The sequence below is a fragment of the Gemmiger sp. An50 genome (genome assembly GCF_002161595.1).
Classification (GTDB): domain Bacteria; phylum Bacillota; class Clostridia; order Oscillospirales; family Ruminococcaceae; genus Allofournierella.
Genome location: NZ_NFID01000005.1, coordinates 162,399 through 178,807, shown reverse-complemented (window position 1 = coordinate 178,807; position 16,409 = coordinate 162,399). Strand labels below are relative to the sequence as shown.

Sequence of the window (16,409 nt, the reverse complement as noted above, 5' to 3'; positions counted from 1 at the left end):
AGTAAAAAGCAACGCCAAGTGCGGTTGGCGTTGCTCATTACGCACCTTTAGGTGCTGCTGGAATAATGGCCCTTATAGGGCCGTTCTGCAAACCCCACGTTCAACGTGGGGTTATGATTGCTTTACGGCTTACACTCCGATGGCGTTGCCGGTGTACAGCTGGTAGTAACGGCCCTTCTGGGCGATCAGCTGGTCGTGGGTGCCCCGCTCGATGATGCGGCCCTGCTCCAGCACCGTGATGCAGTCGGCGTTCTTTACGGTGGAGAGCCGATGAGCGATCACGAAGGTGGTGCGGCCGGTCATCAGGGCGTCCATGCCCTGCTGCACCAGCGCCTCGGTGCGGGTGTCGATGCTGCTGGTGGCTTCGTCCAGAATCAGCACCGGCGGGTCCGCCACAGCGGCTCGGGCAATGGCCAGCAGCTGCCGCTGGCCCTGGGACAGGTTCGCGCCGTCGCCGGTGAGCAGGGTGTTGTACCCCTCGGGCAGATGCCGGATGAACCGGTCGGCCCCGGCCAGCTTGGCGGCGGCGATGCATTCCTCATCGGTGGCGTCCAAACGGCCGTAGCGCAGGTTCTCCAGCACGGTGCCGGTGAACAGGTGGGTGTCCTGCAGCACCATGCCCAGGCTGCGGCGCAGATCGGTTTTTTTGATCTTGTTGATGTTGATGCCGTCGTAGCGGATCTTGCCGTCGGCAATGTCGTAAAAGCGGTTGATCAGGTTGGTGATGGTGGTCTTGCCCGCGCCGGTGGAGCCCACAAAGGCGATTTTCTGGCCCGGGGTGGCGAACAGGTCGATCTCATGCAGCACCAGTTTGCGCTCGTCATAGCCGAAGTCCACATGGTTGAACACCACGTCGCCCTGCAGCCGGGTGTAGGTGAGGGTGCCGTCGTGGTGGGGATGCTTCCAGGCCCACAGGCCGGTGCGCTCGGCACATTCGGTGAGGGTGCCGTCCGCGTTTTCCTTGGCGTTCACCAGGGTCACGTAGCCCTGGTCCTCCTCGGGCTGCTGGTCCATCAGGTCGAACACACGCTGGGCGCCCGCCATGGCCATGACCACGCTGTTCAGCTGCTGGCTGATCTGGGTCACCGGCTGGGTGAAGTTCTTGTTCAGAGTCAGAAAGGAGACCAGCGCGCCCAGGGTCAGACCGCCCCAGCCGCTCAGAGCCAGCGCCGCGCCCGCCACCGCGCACAGCACATAGCTGATGTTGCCCAGGTTTGCGTTCACGGGCATCAGGATGTTGGCGAACTTGTTGGCGTTGTCGGCGCTCTGGCGCAGCTGCTCGTTCAGCTGGCGGAAGTTTTGCAGGCTCTTTTCCTCGTGGCAGAAGACCTTGACCACCTTCTGGCCGTCCATCATTTCTTCGATGTAGCCGTTCACCTTGCCCAGGTCCGCCTGCTGGTGGGCGAAGTAGGCGGCGGAGCGGCCGCCCAGCTTGGAGGCCGCCAGCAGCATCACGCCCACCATTACCAGGGTGATGAGGGTCAGGGGAACGTTCAGCGCCACCATGCTGATGAAGGTGGCCGCGATGGTCACGCCCGAGTTGATCATCTGGGGCAGGCTCTGGCTCATGAACTGGCGCAGGGTGTCCACGTCGTTGGTGTAAACGGACATGATGTCGCCGTGGGCGTTGGTGTCGAAGTAGCGGATGGGCAGGGACTCCATGCGGGTGAACAGTTCCACACGCAGCCGTCGCATGGTGCCCTGGCTGATGGTTACCATGATGCGGTTGTAGCCGTAGGCGCACAGGATGCCCGCCGCATAAACGCAGGCAAGCGAGATCAGGGCGCTGGCCAGAGGGCCGAAGTCACCGCCGCCGTTTTGGGCCAGCGGGGTGATGTAATCGTCGATCAGGGATTGCAAAAACAGGGTACCCCGCAGGGTGGCCAGGGCGGACCCCAGAATGCACACAAGAACCGCCGCAAACTGGAGGCGGTAGGAATGGATCATGTAGCGCAGCACCCGGGCCAGAATCGGGCCGGGGCTGGGCCGCTTTGCAAAGTTCTGATTCATAAACACACCTTCTCTCGTTCAGGCCATCAGCCGTTGGGCTGGTCGAAGTCGCCGCCGCCCTGGGTCTGGGCCTCGTAGATTTCCCGATAAATGGGGCTGGATTCCATCAGCTGTTCATGGGTGCCGATGGCGCCGATGCGCCCGTCGTCCAGCACCAGAATCCGGTCGGCGTTCTGCACCGAGGAGATGCGCTGGGCGATGATCAGCTTGGTGGTGCCGGGAATGGCCTGGGCAAAGGCCTCCCGGATGCGGGCGTCGGTGGCGGTGTCCACCGCGCTGGTGGAGTCGTCCAGAATCAGCACCTTGGGCTTTTTCAAAAGGGCCCGGGCGATGCACAGCCGCTGCTTCTGGCCACCGGATACGTTGGAGCCGCCCTGTTCGATGTAGGTGTTGTAGCCGTCCGGCAGGCGCTGGATGAACTCGTCCGCCTGGGCCTGGATGCAGGCCTGACGGCACTCCTCTTCGGTGGCGTCCTCCTTGCCCCAGCGCAGGTTTTCCAGAATGGTGCCGCTGAACAGCACGTTCTTTAATAAACAGAATTTATTAATCGAAACGGGAGGAATGCGCGGTGAATACCTTTCAGCTGGCCTGTTTTCTGGCGGTGAGCGACACCCTGAACTTTGCCCGGGCCGCTCAGCGGCTGAACGTGACCCAGCCTGCGGTGACCCATCAGATCCGCTCGCTGGAGGAGGAGCTGAACGCAAAGCTTTTCCGCCGCACCACCCGCAGTGTGGAGCTCACCGAGGCGGGGCGGCTGTTTCTGCACGACGCCAACGGCATGATGACCATTGCCATGCGGGCGAAAAAACGGTTTGAGGACCCGGCGGCGGGGGAGCTCTGTGAGCTGGCGGTGGGCTGCCACGGCTATACCCATCTGTTCAGCCTGCATGAGCCGCTGCGGCAGCTGGCCGAGAGTTATCCGAACCTGCATCCCCGGCTGCAGGTGGTGCCCTACGATTTTTTGTACCGGCTTTTGGAGGAAGAGCATGTGGACGTGATTTTGAGCTTCCAGGAAAACGAGGCCAAAAAAGCGCCCGGCATCTATGCGGAGCTGGAGAAAACGCCCATGGTCTGCGTGACCACCCGCCAGCAGGCGCTGGAAGGGGAGGGCGAGCTGGAGCTGGAACAGCTGCGGGAGCGGCGGCTGGTGCTGGGCGACCCCCGCAAGGCCCCCCGGAACATCGCTCAGATGCAGGCGCAGCTGCTGGGCGAGCGTGCGCCGGGCGAGCTGTTCTTCGGTGAGTCGCCGGAGGCAGTGATCACCCTGGTGAAGGCCGGGTTCGGCCTGGCGGTGATGCCCCGGCTGCTGGCGCCCCCGGACCCGGAGTTGGTGCTGCGGCCGCTGGCCGGAGTGGAGCCGCTCTCCTTCGGCATGTATTACAAGACCCTGAAGGGCAACCCGGTGCTGCGCCGCTTTGTGGAGCTGATGCGCCTGCAGCACGGGGAAAAGGCATGAAAAAAGCCCCGGGCCGTATCCAAAGGATACGGCCCGGGGCTTTTTTGTATGGTTCAGGTTTTCAGCTGCCAGGCATTCTTTCCGGCAGGCTCCACCGCGCCGATGGTGGCCAGCCGGGCCAGCATCCGGCAAACCTGGCCGGAGGTCAGGTGCAGCGCACCGGCCAGCTGGGCGGGGCTGGCGCTCACGTGGTCGGTGAGGTATTCCAGCAGGGCCTGGCTGCCGCTGGCGGCAGGCCGGGGCGGCAGCGCGGGCCGGGGCGCGAAGACCAGCCGCAGGCAGGTGGCGCCGGGGCACAGCTCCTCCCGGATGGAGGGCTCCTCCCAGCCTTGCAGCCGCCAAACCGCCTGGATCTGGGGCAGTCCGCTGCCCGCCCGGCGGCCCACGCCCACCAGCCGGAACAGCTCGCTCAGACCGGGGTTACGGGCGTCGCTCACGCCGCCCGCCAAAGCGCTGGCGGGTTCCATGAAAAAGCAGCCCGGATTGGTGATGTAAAGCCGGTGGCCCCGCTTTTCGATGGTCAGGCCCCGGCGGTCCTGGTAGTCCGCGTGAATCAGGGCGTTGGCCAGCGCCTCCCGCACCGCCAGCTGCACCGGATGGTCCGCTTCGCCGGGCAGGCGGGGGTCGGCGCAGATGCGGTGGGCCGCCGCGAAATAAAAATCAAACAGCGCGCCGTTCCAGTCCGTGCTGTCCGAGCGCAGGCGGCAGGCAAGACCGGGCTGCAGCTGCTCCCGGTAGGAAAGGCTGAAATGGGGCCACACCGAACGGATGGCCCATGCTTCGCCCAGCATCAAAAGCCCGGCGGCGGTGGGGCAGAGCGTCCCGTTTTTGGACCGGGCCAGCACGCCCAGCCGCAGCAGCAGGCCCGCGTCGCTCAACTCACCCCACACATGGCCGGGGCGGCAATGCAGCAGCCGGGCCCGGTAGCGGGTCACCGCGTCGGGGCAGAGGGCGCTCTGGTCCAGCCCCTCCAGCGGCACCAGATCCCGGGGCAGGTCCGCCTGGTCCCGCATCATGGCCCGCACCTCCTCGGCGGAGCAGTGATAGTCCCCCTCGCCGCCCCGCCGGTAAGCGCCGGAAAAGGGGTCGGTGCCCAGATACACCGGCCGGTCGTGGCGGCCGGCACGGGGCACATGGATAATCACAATCCGGTTGCCGCCGCTCTCGTCCACCCACACGTCGGTGGGGCGCAGGATGTTGGCGCTCACCCGGGCCGGGTCGTTCACGATCTGCCAGAACTGGCGCACCAGCTCCTCCGGGTCCGGCAGGGGCACCGAGGCCAGGGTCTTGTTCTCGGTCTCGATCACGCCCAGCAGAATCAGCCCGCCGAAGGAGTTGGCAAAGGCGGAGTAGGTCTCCCAGATGCTGCGGGGCAGTCCGCCCTGGGCGCGCTTTGCCTCCAGGCGGTTGTTCTCCCGGTATTTTTCCAGGTGGGCAAGGTCGATCATAGACGGTACCTCAACAAAGGGTCACTTGGTCCAGCGGGCGGCCAGGCGGCGGAACCAGCTGCCCGGCAGCTCCAGCCCCAGCAGGATGGCCAGCACCATGGCGATGGCGGTTTTCAGGGTGGTAAAGCCGATCTGACCGGCCTCGGCGGTGGCGTTGTTCACCATGGCGTAGGCGGTCTGGTAGATGCCAAGACCGGGCACCAGCGGGAAGATGCCGGAGATCAGAAAGATGGTGGCCGGGCAGCGCAGCTGCACCGCCGAAAAACGGGAGATGCACAGCACCGCGAAGGTAGCCAGAAAGATGGCGGGCAGCACGCCCCAGAAGGGCTTGAAGGCCAGGTAGACCAGCCAGCCCGCCGCGCCGGTGATGCCGCAGCGCAGATAATACCGGTTGGGCACATGGAAGATCAGGGCAAAGGCCACGGTGCCGATGCCCGCGGCCAGCACCTCGCAAAGAAAACGCTGCATGCTCACACCCCCCATGCGGTATAGGCGGCCATCACCGCGCCCACGCCCAGGGCAAGGCAGGCCACCACCAGCACCGCGTCCAGAAGGCGTACGCTGCCGGAGATATAGTCCTCATCGGCAATGTCCCGAATGCCGTTGGTGAAGGCCACGCCGGGCAGAAGCGGGACTACCGCACCGGCGGTGACCATTTCCAGATTGCTGCCCAGCCCCAGATGGGTGAGGATCAGGGCGCACAGGGTGACCAGCGCCCCGCCGCTGATGTTCATGGCGATCTTGGAAAGACGGCCCCGCACCAGATACAAAAAGTAAAGATATAAGACCAGCCCGCACAGAAAAGCGGCGGCCGCGTCCCGGCCGGTGCCCCCGAACAGGTAGCCGAAGGCTCCGCTGCCGATTCCCGAGGCCAGCACCTGCTGCCAGCGGGGCTTGGAGGGCATGGCACGGATGGCCAAAAGCCGCTCGTGGGCCTCGGCGGGGGCGTGCAGCCCCAGCTCGATCTCCCGGGAGAGCTGGTTCACCGCGTCGATCCGGTCCAGCCGGCCGCCGCCCAGGGGGATGTGGCGCACCCGGGCCTGGTAGCTGCGGGGCCCGCCCCCGGTGGACAGCAGCACGCCGTTGCTTAAAATAAAGGTATCCAGGCCGGGATTGCCATAGGCCCGGGCGATGCGCTCCATGGTATCGCTGACCCGGGAGATCTCGGCCCCGGAGGCCAGCAGGATCTCGCCCGCGAGCGATACGGTCTCAAAGATAAGGTCGCGGTCCTCCATGGCGGGTCCTCCTTTTGCGGCCGGAATTTGCCCTTTTATTATACGGCGGTTTGGTGCCGGTTACAAGCAAAACCCGGCGGCAAGCCCCTTGCACAGGCGGCAGGTTTTCGTTATACTTAAAGTTACACAACGAACGCCGGAGAGCGGGAACACCGGAGGAGGAGCGGAGGATGAAGGATACGTTGACCAGCCTTTTGGGGGTGCGCCCCGGGGTGACCGCGCTGGTGGGCGCGGGCGGCAAGACCACCACCATGCTGACCCTGGCCGAAGAACTGACCCAAGCGGGCAAGCGGGTGATCGTGACCACCACCACCCATATCCTCCCGCCGGACGAGCAGCGCTATGGTCCGGTGTTTTCCCCCGAGGATAAGGCAGGCCTGGCCGCAGCGCTGGAGCGCACCGGGCTGGCGGTGTCCGCCGGGCCGCTGGACGCGCGGGGAAAGCTGACCGGGGTGAGCGATGAACAGGTGGAGGGCTTTCTGGCCCTGGCCGACTATGTGCTGGCCGAGGCGGACGGTTCCCGCCGTCTGCCCTGCAAGACCCCCGGAGACCGGGAGCCCGCCCTGCCCGGTCAAACCGGGCTGGTGGTGGCGGTGCTGGGACTTTCGAGCCTGGGCAGACCTCTGGAGGAGGTCTGTTTCCGGGCCGAGCTGGCCGCCCGGCGGCTGGAGATACAGCCGAATCAGCCGGTCACGCCGGAGCTGCTGGCCCGGCTGGCGGCTTCGCCCTGGGGCCTGGCCAAGGGCAGCGAGGGGCGGCAGTTTGTGGTCCTGCTGAACCAGAGCGATATCTGTGAACAAGCGGACCTGCGCCGGGCGGTGCAGGCCGTAAAAAAAGAGAGCAGCGCCCGTGTGGTGAGCGCCGCTTTGCAGAAAAAGGAATGGAAAGAGGAATCAATATGTTGATTGTGATTCGAGGCGCCGGAGACATTGCCACCGGCATCGGCTGGCGTCTGTGGCAGTGCGGGTTTGATGTGGCCATGACCGACCTGCCCCAGCCCACCTGCATCCGCCGCACGGTGGCCTTCTCCACCGCGTTGGAGGAAGGGCAGTACACCGTGGAAGGCGTTACCGCCCTGGCCTGCCCGGATGTGGAAGCTGCCCGGGCGGCGCTGGCAAAGCGCTGCGTGGCGGTGATCCCGGACCCGGAGGGCGTGTGCATTGCAGCACTGCAGCCCGCCGTGGTGGTGGACGCGGTGCTGGCCAAGAAAAATCTGGGCACCACCCTTGCCGACGCGCCGCTGGTGATCGGGGTCGGCCCCGGCTTCTGCGCCGGGCAGGACTGTCACTATGTGGTGGAGACAAAGCGCGGTCACCGGCTGGGCCGGGTGATCGAGGAGGGCCCCGCCGCCCCCAATTCCGGCCTGCCCGGCAACATCATGGGCTACACCGGCGAGCGGATCATCCGCAGCACGGTCAGCGGCCGGTTCGAGCCGCTGTGCGCCATCGGCGATCTGGTCGAGGCCGGTCAGACGGTGGCCCGGGTGAACGGGGAGGAGCTGAAGGTGCAGATCCCCGGCATGATCCGGGGCATGCTGCACGAGGGTATTGAGGTTACGCCGGGCTTCAAGTGCGGCGACGTGGACCCCCGGAGCCGGGAAGCGGACTACACCACCATATCGGACAAGGCCCGGGCGGTGGCGGGCGGCGTGCTGGAGGCGGTGCTGCGCCGCTACGGCAGCCGGATGCAGTAAACCGGGAAAAGAGAAAAAAGACGGCAAGGGCAACACCGCACAATTCACGCCTGCCGGCTCAGGCGGCGTATCACGCCAAAATTTTCCGTGGGATTTTCCAAAAATGCTCGCCAATCCACCAAGGATTGGCTGTGCTTTTTGGTTCATCCCGCAAAAAATTTCCGGCGCGCTCCACCACCTGGAATCGTGCGGTATTGCCCAAAAACACAGGCCGCCGCGTACCCAAGCGGGTATGCGGCGGCCTGTGTTCCCTTGACCGACTCCGAAGAGATCGTGCAATTCCCCGCAGCTCCGCCCAAACCGGAACTGCGTACCATTATTATAACGCATTTTATGAAATAAAGAACAAAAAATGCACAGAATCAAGGCGATGCGACACAAAACGCGGGTTTTCTGCCCCAAAAGGGCAGGCGAGTCTCAGCCGTTCTGCCAGCGCAGAAACTCCTGACGCAGTTGGGAAAAGCGCTTGACGCTCACCGGGATGCGCTGGCCGTTTTTCAGGATGACCATGTAGTTGGAGAACCGGTCCACATAGCGCAGGTTCACCACGAAGCTGCGCTGCACCCGCAGAAAGCCCCGGCCCTCCAGCCGGTCGGCGATTTCCTGAATCGACACCCGGAATACCCGGGTACTCCAGAGAGCCGCGGCGGAAAAATGGGCGGTGACCGTGTGCCCGGCGGCTTCAAAATAACAAATCTGCTCCAGCGGCAGGAACACGTCCTCCCGGTCCGCCCGCAGGCACAGGGTGTTGGCGGGGGAGAACAGGGTCTCCCACAGGCTGTCCATGCAGGTGGTGAAGCTCTCCGGCAGGCGGGTCTTGAGCAGGTAGGCGAAGGCCCGCACCCGGTAGCCGTCCGGCGCGCAGTCCAGGGAATCCGAGGTCAGAATCACCGGCGTTTCCGGGCTCAGCGCCCACAGGCGGCCGGCGATCTCCAGGTTGGGGCACCCTGCGGCGCTCACCTGCAGAAACACGGCGGTACAGGGGTAGCTGCGGCAGAATTCCAGCAGCAGCTCCGGGCGGCTGAACTGCTCCACCCGGCAGTGAAGGTCACGCTGCTCCAGATAACTCTCGAGCAGGTCGGAAAGACGCCGGGCATCGGCAGGCTGCGTGTCGCAGATGGCAAACAGCATGAGGGGGACACTCCTTTGGGGATCATGGGGATCAGGGCAACGGGGGGGACTGCAGGGCCCGGGCGATACGCTCCAGCGCCTCGGGGGTATCGGCGTCCCACAGCTCGCAGGGCGACTGGGCTTCGGTGAGCCGTATCTGCTGGGGGCACTGCTTCAGAACGGCGCTGCCGCCGGTTTTCGGGGGCAGGCTGGCCAGCGCGGAAAAATGGGCCGCGCCGAAGAGCACCGGGCTTGCGCCCACCCCCTGCCAGGCAAGGCGGTGGATGCACTCCGGCTGCCGTTCAAAAGCCTGCGCCAGCGCGGCCAGGCTGGCAGGGCGGCACAGGGGCTGGTCGCCCTGGCAGACCAGGCAGCCGTCCATCCCCTCCATATACCGGATGCCCAGGCGGATCACGTCGCTGCGGTCCTCCCGGTCGTGCAGCAGGCAGGCGACGCCCCGTGCCGCGCACAGGTCCGCCACCTGGGGCCAGCGGGTGACCACCAGCGTTTTGGCAAACACGCCGGCCGGCAGGCAGTCCAGGGTATGCGCCAGCAGCGGCCGGCCGCACAGGTCCGCCAGCAGCTTGTTGGAGCCGAAGCGCTTGCCCTGGCCGCTGGCCAGGATCAGGCAGCCGATCTTCATGGCGCAAGCCCTCCTTTTTTACAGAAAATAAATGGTGACGAATGTCACTGTTTTTGGTTCTTATTGTAATATAATCGGGTAAGGGATGCAAGTATATGCGGCAAAACCCGTCGAATTGGTGGCATTTTTTGCAAAAAGAGCCTATAATGATGAAAACACCCGTGCGCCGGGCCTTCAAAGGAGAAGCGAGCATGATCCATTTCAACTATCCCAATTATCCCATGCAGTGGTACAAAAACAAGAACCCGGTGTCCGGCAACGCGGGCCAGTTCAACTACAAGGTCCTGCGGGACGGCGACGAGCTGGCCGCCTGGTGCTGGATGGGCATGTGGTGCATGGAAAAAACCAAGGACGTGAAGGAGCGGCGGTTTGCCTTTGGCGAGGAGGGCGTGGCCCAGGCCATTGCCTGGCTGAAGGAGGAATTCGACAGCCACAGCCGGGAGGAGATCGAGAGTAAGCTGGGCTTTTTCACCACCGAGCCCTATACCCCGCCGAAGGAAGAGAGCGGCGACGAACAATAAAACAGGGAGCGTCCCGGCCGGGGATGCTCCCTGTTTCTTTGATGAAAATGAAATTATACGGTTTTAATACGCCGCCAGCCGCCCCGCTTCCAGCGGATGACGAAGATCAGCGCCCGCAGATTTTCGTCCAGCGCAAAGGCCATCCACACGCCCACGAGCCCCAGCCCGAAGTGGATGCCCAGCAGCCAGGCCACGCCCACGCCCACGATCCACTGGCTGGCGATGCCCACCAGCACTGGAAAACGCACGTCGCCCACCGCCTGCAGGTTGCGCACCATCACGATGTTGAAGCAGCGGCCCAGCTCCAGAAAGACCTCCACGATCATCACGTTTCGGCCCAGCGCGATCACCTGCGGGTCGCTGCTGAACAGGCCCAGCAGCGGCTGGGCGAACACCGCCAGCACCGCCGCGATGATCAGGGTGATGGGGGTGAAGGTTTTCAGCGCGTTCCAGTTCTGCCGGTCCGCCTGGTCGAAGTCCTTCGCGCCCACGCAGTAGCCCACCACGATGGCCACCGCCTGGCTCACCGCGCTGATGAGCATGTAGCACACCTGGGCGAACATGGCGCAGTACATGCGGGTGGTCACCGCGAAGGTGCCCATCAGGTTCACGAACACCAGACTGGTGGACTGGGACAGATTGTAGGAAAGACCCTCGCCCCCGGCGGGCAGGCCGATGCCCAGAAACCGCTTGAGCAGACCGGTGGGGAAGGGCCGCAGCGCCTTCAGGCTCACCCGGGCGTTTTCAACCGTGTGGAAGAAGGCAAAGATCATCATCAGCATACCGGCGGTGCGGCAGATGCTTGTGGAGAGGGCCGCGCCCGCCGCGCCCAGCCGGGGCATGGGGCCGAGGCCATAGATGAAGGCGGTGTTGCCCACGATGTTGATCAGGTTGATCACGCCGGTGCTGAGCATGATGACCAGCATCTTTGCGTGGGCCCGCAGAAAGGCGCTGAAGGTGAGCATCAGCGCCTGGCAGGGCAGGCTGAGGGCGGTGATGAGCAGATAGCTCTTTGCTTCCGGCCGGGCCTCCATGGGCACCTGCATGATGCTGAACAGCCCGTCCGCGCCCAGCAGCAGGCCCCCGGTGATCACCAGGCTCACCGCCAGGTTCAGGCAGACGGCCAGGGTGTAGATCTGCTCCACCTTGTCGTACTCCCGCGCGCCCAGATACTGGCTGAGCATGATGGTGGCCGCCAGACTGATCACATTGAAGGTGAGGATCAGGGTGGTCATGATTTGGTTTGCGTTGCCCACGGCGGCAACGGCGGTGGCGTTGTAGCGGCTGAGCATGATCTGGTCGATGTTGCCCACCAGCATCTGCAAAAGCAGTTCGATGAACACCGGCCAGGTCATGGCCAGCAGCGAGAACTCGTGCCCCGCTACGGTGATTTTCTTGTTCAAAACGATTCCCCCTCTGCGGCGGCCCGGGGCCGCCTTGTAAAACCAGAAACATTATAGCGCAAACAAATTTGGCTTTACAGTTGGAAAATTGACGATTCTCACAGAAAGTGCACGCGTAATTTATGCACAATTTTGCCAACACCCGGTTTGGTTTACTTTTGCGGGGGTTTGTGATACCCTGATAAAGGATTTTTCGTGATTCTGAGCCATAAAGGAGGGCGCTTTTTGAACAGGACCATTCCCCGCACCACCCGGCTGGCCGCTGCCGTACTGGCGGTGCTGGCGCTGGCCGCCGCGTTCGTGCTGCGGTTTTCCTATTCCACCAGCTTTTTGTACCCGGAATACTGTGGGTTTGACTCCGCCATCTTTCAGACCATCGGCAAGTACTGGGCCCAAGGGGTTACCCCCTATGCCCAGCTGTTCGACCACAAGGGCCCGCTGATCTTTTTTGTGGACGCGGTGGGCTACTGGCTCCACGGCCGGTCCGGGGTGCTGGTGGTGCAGACCCTCAGCCTGGCCGCCGCCATCTGGGGGCTGTACCGGCTGGGGCGCACCGCCCTGTCCCGTCCCTGGGCGATGGGGGCCGCGGCGCTGGCGCTGGTCTATCTGGCCCGCACCTTCGACGAGGGCAACATGACTGAGGAGTACAGCCTGCCTTTTCTGGCCGTCAGCCTGTATCTGGCGGCGCACTGGTGCCTTGCCCGCCGGAACGACCCGGCCAAGCCCCATCCCTGGCAGTGGGCGGTGGTGTATGGGGTGTCCTTCGGGACCATTCTGATGCTGCGGGTCACCAGCGCGGTGGCGGTGTGCAGCTATGTGCTGGTGATCGCTCTGGCGCTGATGGTAAGCCGCCAGTGGAAAAACCTCTTCGCCAACATGGGCGGTTTTGTGGGCGGTTTTGCCCTCATTACCGGTCCCTTCGCGGTGTACTTTGCCTGCAAGGGCTCGCTGGGCGATATGCTCTACGGCACCATCGGGTACAACATCTTTTATGCCACAGAGTTTTCCATCGCGGAATACTACGGGAACAGCCAATGGGCAGCGCGTACCCTGACCCGGGTGCTCACGGATTTCGGCGCGCCGCTGTTTTTGCTGGCGGTGCTCTGTATCGCCAGCCTGGTACGGCGGAAAACCGACCTGCTGGCCTGGGGCGGGCTGCTGAGCACGGCGCTGAGTATGTATGTGCTGTTCACCAACCGCCCCTACGTGCATTACTTTATGATCGTCACCCCGCTGATTCCGCTGGCTTTTGTGCTGGCGGCGGAGCTTTTGCGGGGCGACAAGGGGCGTAAGCTGGCCTGGGCGGCGCCGGTGCTGTGCGGGCTGTGGGCGGTGAGTCTGCTGATTCGCCTGCCCGGCTGGAACGGGGACAGCTTCATGGCCCGTTACCCCTACGAGGTGTTGGATTACAACAACGCCGCCCGGTCCGCCGCGGCGGTGATCCCGGCCGAGGAGCGGGATTCGGTGCTGGGCTACAATGTGGACGCCCAGTGGTATCTGGCCACGGACATCCGGCCCTGTCAGCGGTATTTCATCCATCAGGACTGGCAGGCCGCCGAGGACCCGGGCATGCGCGGAGAGATCAATGAATCGCTTGGGCAGGACCCGCCCCTGTGGCTGGTGGTGGCCGGCCCGGCGGAGGACACGGTACAGCAGCTGCTGGACGAGCAGTACACCGCCGTGAGCGGCGAGCAGCAGTTCGACGAATATGCAAACTATGTGCTGTACCGCCGCAACAGCTGAAAGGAGAGAAAAACGCATGAAAGGGAAACGAGGCGTTTTTGCCCTGGCGGCGGCGATGTTGCTGTTGGCCTGCGGCTGCGCGGGGGAGCAGACTTCTTCCCAAAGCACGGCGCAGCTGCGCGCTTTGAAACCGGTGGAGGGCGCTGTGGTGGTGACCCAGCACGCCGGATTGTATGACGGGTATGAGGCGTACGGAGCCTTCACCGGCGATTGGGCCTTCGTGTATGGACAGGGCCAGGCGGGCTACCGGGCGGCGGGCGGCGAGTACAAGCCCTTGTATACGGCCAGTGCGGATGTGATTCTGCAGCAGTACGACGGCCCGACGGACGAGACCGGCCTGTGGCAGCGGATGGACTGGCTGGCCCAGCAGTATGCTTATCTGCCGGGAGCATCCATGGCCCCCTATTGCGCGGACGGGCTGTGGGGCTTCTGCGATCTGAACGGGACCCCTGTGCTGGAAGCCCAGTTCGCCAGTCTGGCGGAGCTGTGGGCCTATCAGGAAACGGTGGCCCCGCCGCTGCCCACTGCCGAGCCCCAGCAGCAGCCCGAGGGAGCCGAGACCTGGTGGGAGGACCCGGCGGACGAGGGCTTTTATGTGCTGGTGGGGGAGAAGATTCGCCGCTACAACGCCCAGGGCACCGAGCTGACCAGCCAGCCGCTGGCCCGGCTGACCCTGGAAACCGACGGCAAGGGAAAAAGCACCCTGACCATCACCGACCAGGACGGCTATCAGCTGCTGCAGCTGACCAGCACCCAGCCGGACCCGCTGCACACCGAAAGCGAGCTGCGCTTTGACGGCGACTGGTTCTACTGGAAAACCGACGAGGGCAGCGTGCTGCCCTGCCGCATCACGGTGGAATAACCAAACAGAAAACGCGCTGCGAGGATTCGCAGCGCGTTTTTTATTGCATCAGTTTAGCTACAAGGCTTCGACGAGCCTCGTCGTATTCCTGCTGTGTGATTAGCTCATTGGCCAGCATGTCGCTCAGTTCTTTCAGCTTGTCTGATGTGGCTTTTTCAGGGGGTGTATGCGGTGCGGGGGTCTGGCTTCGAGCAACCGTTTCATAGTCCTTGCCTGGCAGGAGGCGACGCAGATAGTTCAGGTCCTCAAAGGCCAGGTCAAACCGGTTGTCTGCGCCGTTTTCTTTGTAGTAAAGCTGGATGCAGCGGGTATCCTGAATGGTGGTGGATACGTTGATCGGATCGATCTTCCCGTGAAAGCCGGTGAGAAAGGAATAAGAGGAATTGCCGCCGGTTCCATTAATGATGGTGTTTACGTCTCCGGATTCTACATAAAAATAGATTTGATCCTTCGGAATCTGAACCAGCTTGAAATTTTCTTCTCCCACAGAAAGCTCAATGGGAAACCAACATAATGATTGGTCGGTACACCACATCAAATATTCGCCTTTTCGCACGGGTTCTGCGTTTTCGGGAATTTGATTTTCCACACTTTCCCGAACGGAGTTGAATTTACACTTCAGGAGCCAGTGCTCTTCAAACTCCTCCTCTTTTTGCCTGCGTTCCTCAGATTCTTCTTTCTGATAGATGCGATATCCAATAAAGAAGACAACTGCGCTGATTGAAAAGCAAATCAGCGCTTTGGGAAGATTGCCTCCAATCAGTGCGAACAGCCCAAGAACCAGTGGCCAGCCAAACAGGTTGAACAGAATCAAAAAACTCATGATCTCCTCTCTTTCTCATAAGTGTTCCAATACCCATGAACATTTTAATAAAGATATTTACTAAATTCAATAGTAAATATCTTTATTATGATAGGCTTGCCTCATTGAGGTGATCGAAATGATGGACTATGTGCGGATTATCCGGGATTTGCGGGAAGATGCGGATAAAACTCAGACGGAAATTGCGCAGGTTTTAGGTACGTCACAAACAATGTACGCGCGTTATGAGCGGGGGGCGAATGAACTGCCTATCCGCCATTTGATTTCACTTTGTCGGTATTACCGGGTTTCGGCAGACTATATTCTGGGGTTACGTTCAGATAAGCAGTAAACGTTATTCATTTACAAAAAGGAGTGAAAAGGGGCGCGGCAAAATTTTTGCCGCGCCCCTTTCGCTGCTCTTGACAGTGCCCGGGACCGGTGCTATACTGAAGATGCGAAGATATTTAGAAAAATATCTAAATATCGAAAAGAAAAAGAGAAGCAGCCCGAACCAGGGCGAAAGGAGGCTTGCGATCATGGGGGATGCGTTCAAGGCGTTGGCGGACCCGACCCGGCGGCATATTCTGGAGCTGCTCAGCGGCGGAGAGATGACCGCGGGCGACATTGCCGCCCAGTTTCAGATGGCAAAGCCGTCGGTCAGCCACCATCTGAGTATTCTGAAGGCGGCGGGCCTGGTCACCGACGAGCGGCGGGGGCAGAACATTGTGTATTGCCTGAACCTGACGGTGTTCCAGGAGCTGATGAAATGGTTTTACGATATGGGGTTTGCCAAGGGAGGCGAAAACAATGAAAAATAAAAAACTGCTGATCGCGCTGGGGGCGGTGTGCCTGGTGAATTTCATCGCACATCTGTGCTTTTATCCGACTATGCCGGACACGGTGCCCATGCACTGGGGCTTCAACGGTCAGGTGGACGGCTGGGGCCCGAAATACATGGTTCTGGTCACCGCGCTGATTCCGGCGGCGATCCTGCTTTTGATCGCGGTGGTGCCCAAGATCGACCCCCGCAGCGAGAATTTCCAGAAATTCGGCGGCATCTACCGGGGCTTTCTGGCGGGCATCGTGCTGTTTCTATGCGGAATCAGCTGGCTGAGTGAGCTTACCGTCTACAACGTCCTGCCGGACGGCAGCAGCCTGGTGGGCGTGCTGGTGAGCGGGGGCATCGGTATCCTGTTCATCCTGCTGGGCAACTACATGCCCCGTATCAAGCAGAACTACACCTTCGGCTGCCGCACCCCCTGGGCGCTGGCGGACGAGCACAACTGGAACCGCACCCAGCGCATGGGCGGCATCACCTTTGTGGTGATGGGCGTGGCGCTGCTGTTCCTGGGGCTGTTCGCCAAGGCCCTGGGCGAGGGGCTTACCTTTGGCGCGCTGCTGGTGGTCGTGCTGGGCGGCACTGCCTGGATCTTCGTCTACTCCTTCCTGGTGTTCAAGAAAATCATGCGATAAGCATAAA

The 16,409-nt window shown here is 62.5% G+C and carries 17 protein-coding genes and 1 pseudogene; 9 read left to right on the top strand and 9 right to left on the bottom strand.

Going from position 1 to position 16,409, the window contains the following annotated elements; genetic code table 11:
- Positions 1 to 129: 129 nt before the first annotated feature.
- Together B5G03_RS06910 and B5G03_RS06905 are read right to left on the bottom strand one after the other, a co-directional pair.
- Positions 130 to 2,010: an ABC transporter ATP-binding protein gene (locus B5G03_RS06910; RefSeq protein WP_087181002.1), complete on the bottom strand. Its 1,881-nt coding sequence runs from the start codon at positions 2,008 to 2,010 to the stop codon at positions 130 to 132.
- Between the two features lie 26 nt (positions 2,011 to 2,036).
- Positions 2,037 to 2,543, bottom strand: a pseudogene (locus tag B5G03_RS06905) (ATP-binding cassette domain-containing protein); the annotation flags it as partial.
- Between the two features lie 35 nt (positions 2,544 to 2,578).
- On the opposite strand from B5G03_RS06905, the gene B5G03_RS06900 reads away from it, so the two are divergent.
- On the top strand, positions 2,579 to 3,466 hold the full coding sequence (locus B5G03_RS06900; protein WP_087181001.1) for a LysR family transcriptional regulator: 888 nt from the start codon (positions 2,579 to 2,581) through the stop codon (positions 3,464 to 3,466).
- A 53-nt stretch (positions 3,467 to 3,519) separates the two neighbouring features.
- Here B5G03_RS06900 and B5G03_RS06895 read toward each other — a convergent pair whose 3' ends face one another.
- The 3 genes from B5G03_RS06895 to B5G03_RS06885 are packed head-to-tail and all read right to left on the bottom strand — an operon-like array spanning position 3,520 to position 6,149.
- On the bottom strand, positions 3,520 to 4,914 hold the full coding sequence (locus tag B5G03_RS06895; RefSeq protein ID WP_087181000.1) for an ATP-binding protein: 1,395 nt from the start codon (positions 4,912 to 4,914) through the stop codon (positions 3,520 to 3,522).
- A 21-nt stretch (positions 4,915 to 4,935) separates the two neighbouring features.
- The gene (locus B5G03_RS06890) at positions 4,936 to 5,382 is read right to left on the bottom strand and encodes a threonine/serine exporter family protein (RefSeq protein ID WP_242962326.1); all 447 of its coding nucleotides are present in this window, start codon (positions 5,380 to 5,382) and stop codon (positions 4,936 to 4,938) included.
- A 2-nt stretch (positions 5,383 to 5,384) separates the two neighbouring features.
- Positions 5,385 to 6,149 carry a threonine/serine exporter family protein gene (locus B5G03_RS06885; RefSeq protein ID WP_087180998.1) on the bottom strand — a complete coding sequence of 255 codons (765 nt, stop codon included), beginning with the start codon at positions 6,147 to 6,149 and terminating at the stop codon, positions 5,385 to 5,387.
- A 170-nt stretch (positions 6,150 to 6,319) separates the two neighbouring features.
- On the opposite strand from B5G03_RS06885, the gene yqeC reads away from it, so the two are divergent.
- Together yqeC and yqeB are read left to right on the top strand one after the other, a co-directional pair.
- On the top strand, positions 6,320 to 7,054 hold the full coding sequence (yqeC, locus tag B5G03_RS06880; protein ID WP_087180997.1) for a selenium cofactor biosynthesis protein YqeC: 735 nt from the start codon (positions 6,320 to 6,322) through the stop codon (positions 7,052 to 7,054).
- Positions 7,048 to 7,842, top strand: a complete 795-nt coding sequence (gene yqeB / locus B5G03_RS06875) for a selenium-dependent molybdenum cofactor biosynthesis protein YqeB (RefSeq protein ID WP_087180996.1) — start codon at positions 7,048 to 7,050, stop codon at positions 7,840 to 7,842. The genes yqeC and yqeB overlap by 7 nt, the downstream gene beginning before the upstream one ends.
- 417 nt (positions 7,843 to 8,259) lie before the next feature.
- Here the strand turns inward: yqeB and B5G03_RS06870 are convergent, their stop codons facing one another.
- Both B5G03_RS06870 and B5G03_RS06865 read right to left on the bottom strand, forming a co-directional pair.
- A complete protein-coding gene (locus B5G03_RS06870; protein WP_087180995.1) occupies positions 8,260 to 8,973 on the bottom strand; it encodes a LytR/AlgR family response regulator transcription factor in 714 nt (237 codons plus the stop codon).
- Positions 8,974 to 9,004: 31 nt separating this feature from the next.
- On the bottom strand, positions 9,005 to 9,595 hold the full coding sequence (locus B5G03_RS06865; protein WP_087180994.1) for a nucleotidyltransferase family protein: 591 nt from the start codon (positions 9,593 to 9,595) through the stop codon (positions 9,005 to 9,007).
- A gap of 191 nt (positions 9,596 to 9,786) precedes the next feature.
- Here B5G03_RS06865 and B5G03_RS06860 point away from each other — a divergent pair, with 191 nt between their 5' ends.
- Positions 9,787 to 10,116 carry a hypothetical protein gene (locus tag B5G03_RS06860; RefSeq protein WP_087180993.1) on the top strand — a complete coding sequence of 110 codons (330 nt, stop codon included), beginning with the start codon at positions 9,787 to 9,789 and terminating at the stop codon, positions 10,114 to 10,116.
- A gap of 53 nt (positions 10,117 to 10,169) precedes the next feature.
- Here B5G03_RS06860 and B5G03_RS06855 read toward each other — a convergent pair whose 3' ends face one another.
- Complete coding sequence (locus B5G03_RS06855) at positions 10,170 to 11,519, bottom strand: MATE family efflux transporter (protein WP_087180992.1); 1,350 nt, start codon at positions 11,517 to 11,519, stop codon at positions 10,170 to 10,172.
- Between the two features lie 225 nt (positions 11,520 to 11,744).
- On the opposite strand from B5G03_RS06855, the gene B5G03_RS06850 reads away from it, so the two are divergent.
- Both B5G03_RS06850 and B5G03_RS06845 read left to right on the top strand, forming a co-directional pair.
- On the top strand, positions 11,745 to 13,262 hold the full coding sequence (locus B5G03_RS06850; RefSeq protein WP_087180991.1) for a glycosyltransferase family protein: 1,518 nt from the start codon (positions 11,745 to 11,747) through the stop codon (positions 13,260 to 13,262).
- Between the two features lie 16 nt (positions 13,263 to 13,278).
- Positions 13,279 to 14,124, top strand: a complete 846-nt coding sequence (locus B5G03_RS06845; RefSeq protein ID WP_087180990.1) for a hypothetical protein — start codon at positions 13,279 to 13,281, stop codon at positions 14,122 to 14,124.
- 40 nt (positions 14,125 to 14,164) lie between these two features.
- On the opposite strand, the gene B5G03_RS06840 is transcribed toward B5G03_RS06845, so the two are convergent.
- A complete protein-coding gene (locus B5G03_RS06840; protein WP_087180989.1) occupies positions 14,165 to 14,947 on the bottom strand; it encodes a hypothetical protein in 783 nt (260 codons plus the stop codon).
- Positions 14,948 to 15,065: 118 nt separating this feature from the next.
- Between B5G03_RS06840 and B5G03_RS06835 the strand changes: the two genes are divergently transcribed.
- From B5G03_RS06835 to B5G03_RS06825, 3 genes are all read left to right on the top strand, one after another.
- Entirely contained in the window at positions 15,066 to 15,278 is a 213-nt protein-coding gene (locus tag B5G03_RS06835) for a helix-turn-helix domain-containing protein (RefSeq protein ID WP_343286893.1), read from the top strand.
- A 187-nt stretch (positions 15,279 to 15,465) separates the two neighbouring features.
- A complete protein-coding gene (locus tag B5G03_RS06830; RefSeq protein WP_087180987.1) occupies positions 15,466 to 15,747 on the top strand; it encodes an autorepressor SdpR family transcription factor in 282 nt (93 codons plus the stop codon).
- Entirely contained in the window at positions 15,737 to 16,402 is a 666-nt protein-coding gene (locus B5G03_RS06825) for an SdpI family protein (protein ID WP_087180986.1), read from the top strand. The genes B5G03_RS06830 and B5G03_RS06825 overlap by 11 nt, the downstream gene beginning before the upstream one ends.
- Positions 16,403 to 16,409 lie beyond the last annotated feature (7 nt).

Coding starts and splice junctions, on each gene's coding strand:
- B5G03_RS06910 (WP_087181002.1), bottom strand. CDS start 2,010: ATGAATCAGAACTTTGCAAAGCGGCCCAGCCCCGGCCCGATTCTGGCC.
- B5G03_RS06895 (WP_087181000.1), bottom strand. CDS start 4,914: ATGATCGACCTTGCCCACCTGGAAAAATACCGGGAGAACAACCGCCTG.
- B5G03_RS06890 (WP_242962326.1), bottom strand. CDS start 5,382: ATGCAGCGTTTTCTTTGCGAGGTGCTGGCCGCGGGCATCGGCACCGTG.
- B5G03_RS06885 (WP_087180998.1), bottom strand. CDS start 6,149: ATGGAGGACCGCGACCTTATCTTTGAGACCGTATCGCTCGCGGGCGAG.
- yqeC (WP_087180997.1), top strand. CDS start 6,320: ATGAAGGATACGTTGACCAGCCTTTTGGGGGTGCGCCCCGGGGTGACC.
- yqeB (WP_087180996.1), top strand. CDS start 7,048: ATGTTGATTGTGATTCGAGGCGCCGGAGACATTGCCACCGGCATCGGC.
- B5G03_RS06870 (WP_087180995.1), bottom strand. CDS start 8,973: ATGCTGTTTGCCATCTGCGACACGCAGCCTGCCGATGCCCGGCGTCTT.
- B5G03_RS06865 (WP_087180994.1), bottom strand. CDS start 9,595: ATGAAGATCGGCTGCCTGATCCTGGCCAGCGGCCAGGGCAAGCGCTTC.
- B5G03_RS06860 (WP_087180993.1), top strand. CDS start 9,787: ATGATCCATTTCAACTATCCCAATTATCCCATGCAGTGGTACAAAAAC.
- B5G03_RS06845 (WP_087180990.1), top strand. CDS start 13,279: ATGAAAGGGAAACGAGGCGTTTTTGCCCTGGCGGCGGCGATGTTGCTG.
- B5G03_RS06840 (WP_087180989.1), bottom strand. CDS start 14,947: ATGAGTTTTTTGATTCTGTTCAACCTGTTTGGCTGGCCACTGGTTCTT.
- B5G03_RS06835 (WP_343286893.1), top strand. CDS start 15,066: ATGATGGACTATGTGCGGATTATCCGGGATTTGCGGGAAGATGCGGAT.
- B5G03_RS06830 (WP_087180987.1), top strand. CDS start 15,466: ATGGGGGATGCGTTCAAGGCGTTGGCGGACCCGACCCGGCGGCATATT.
- B5G03_RS06825 (WP_087180986.1), top strand. CDS start 15,737: ATGAAAAATAAAAAACTGCTGATCGCGCTGGGGGCGGTGTGCCTGGTG.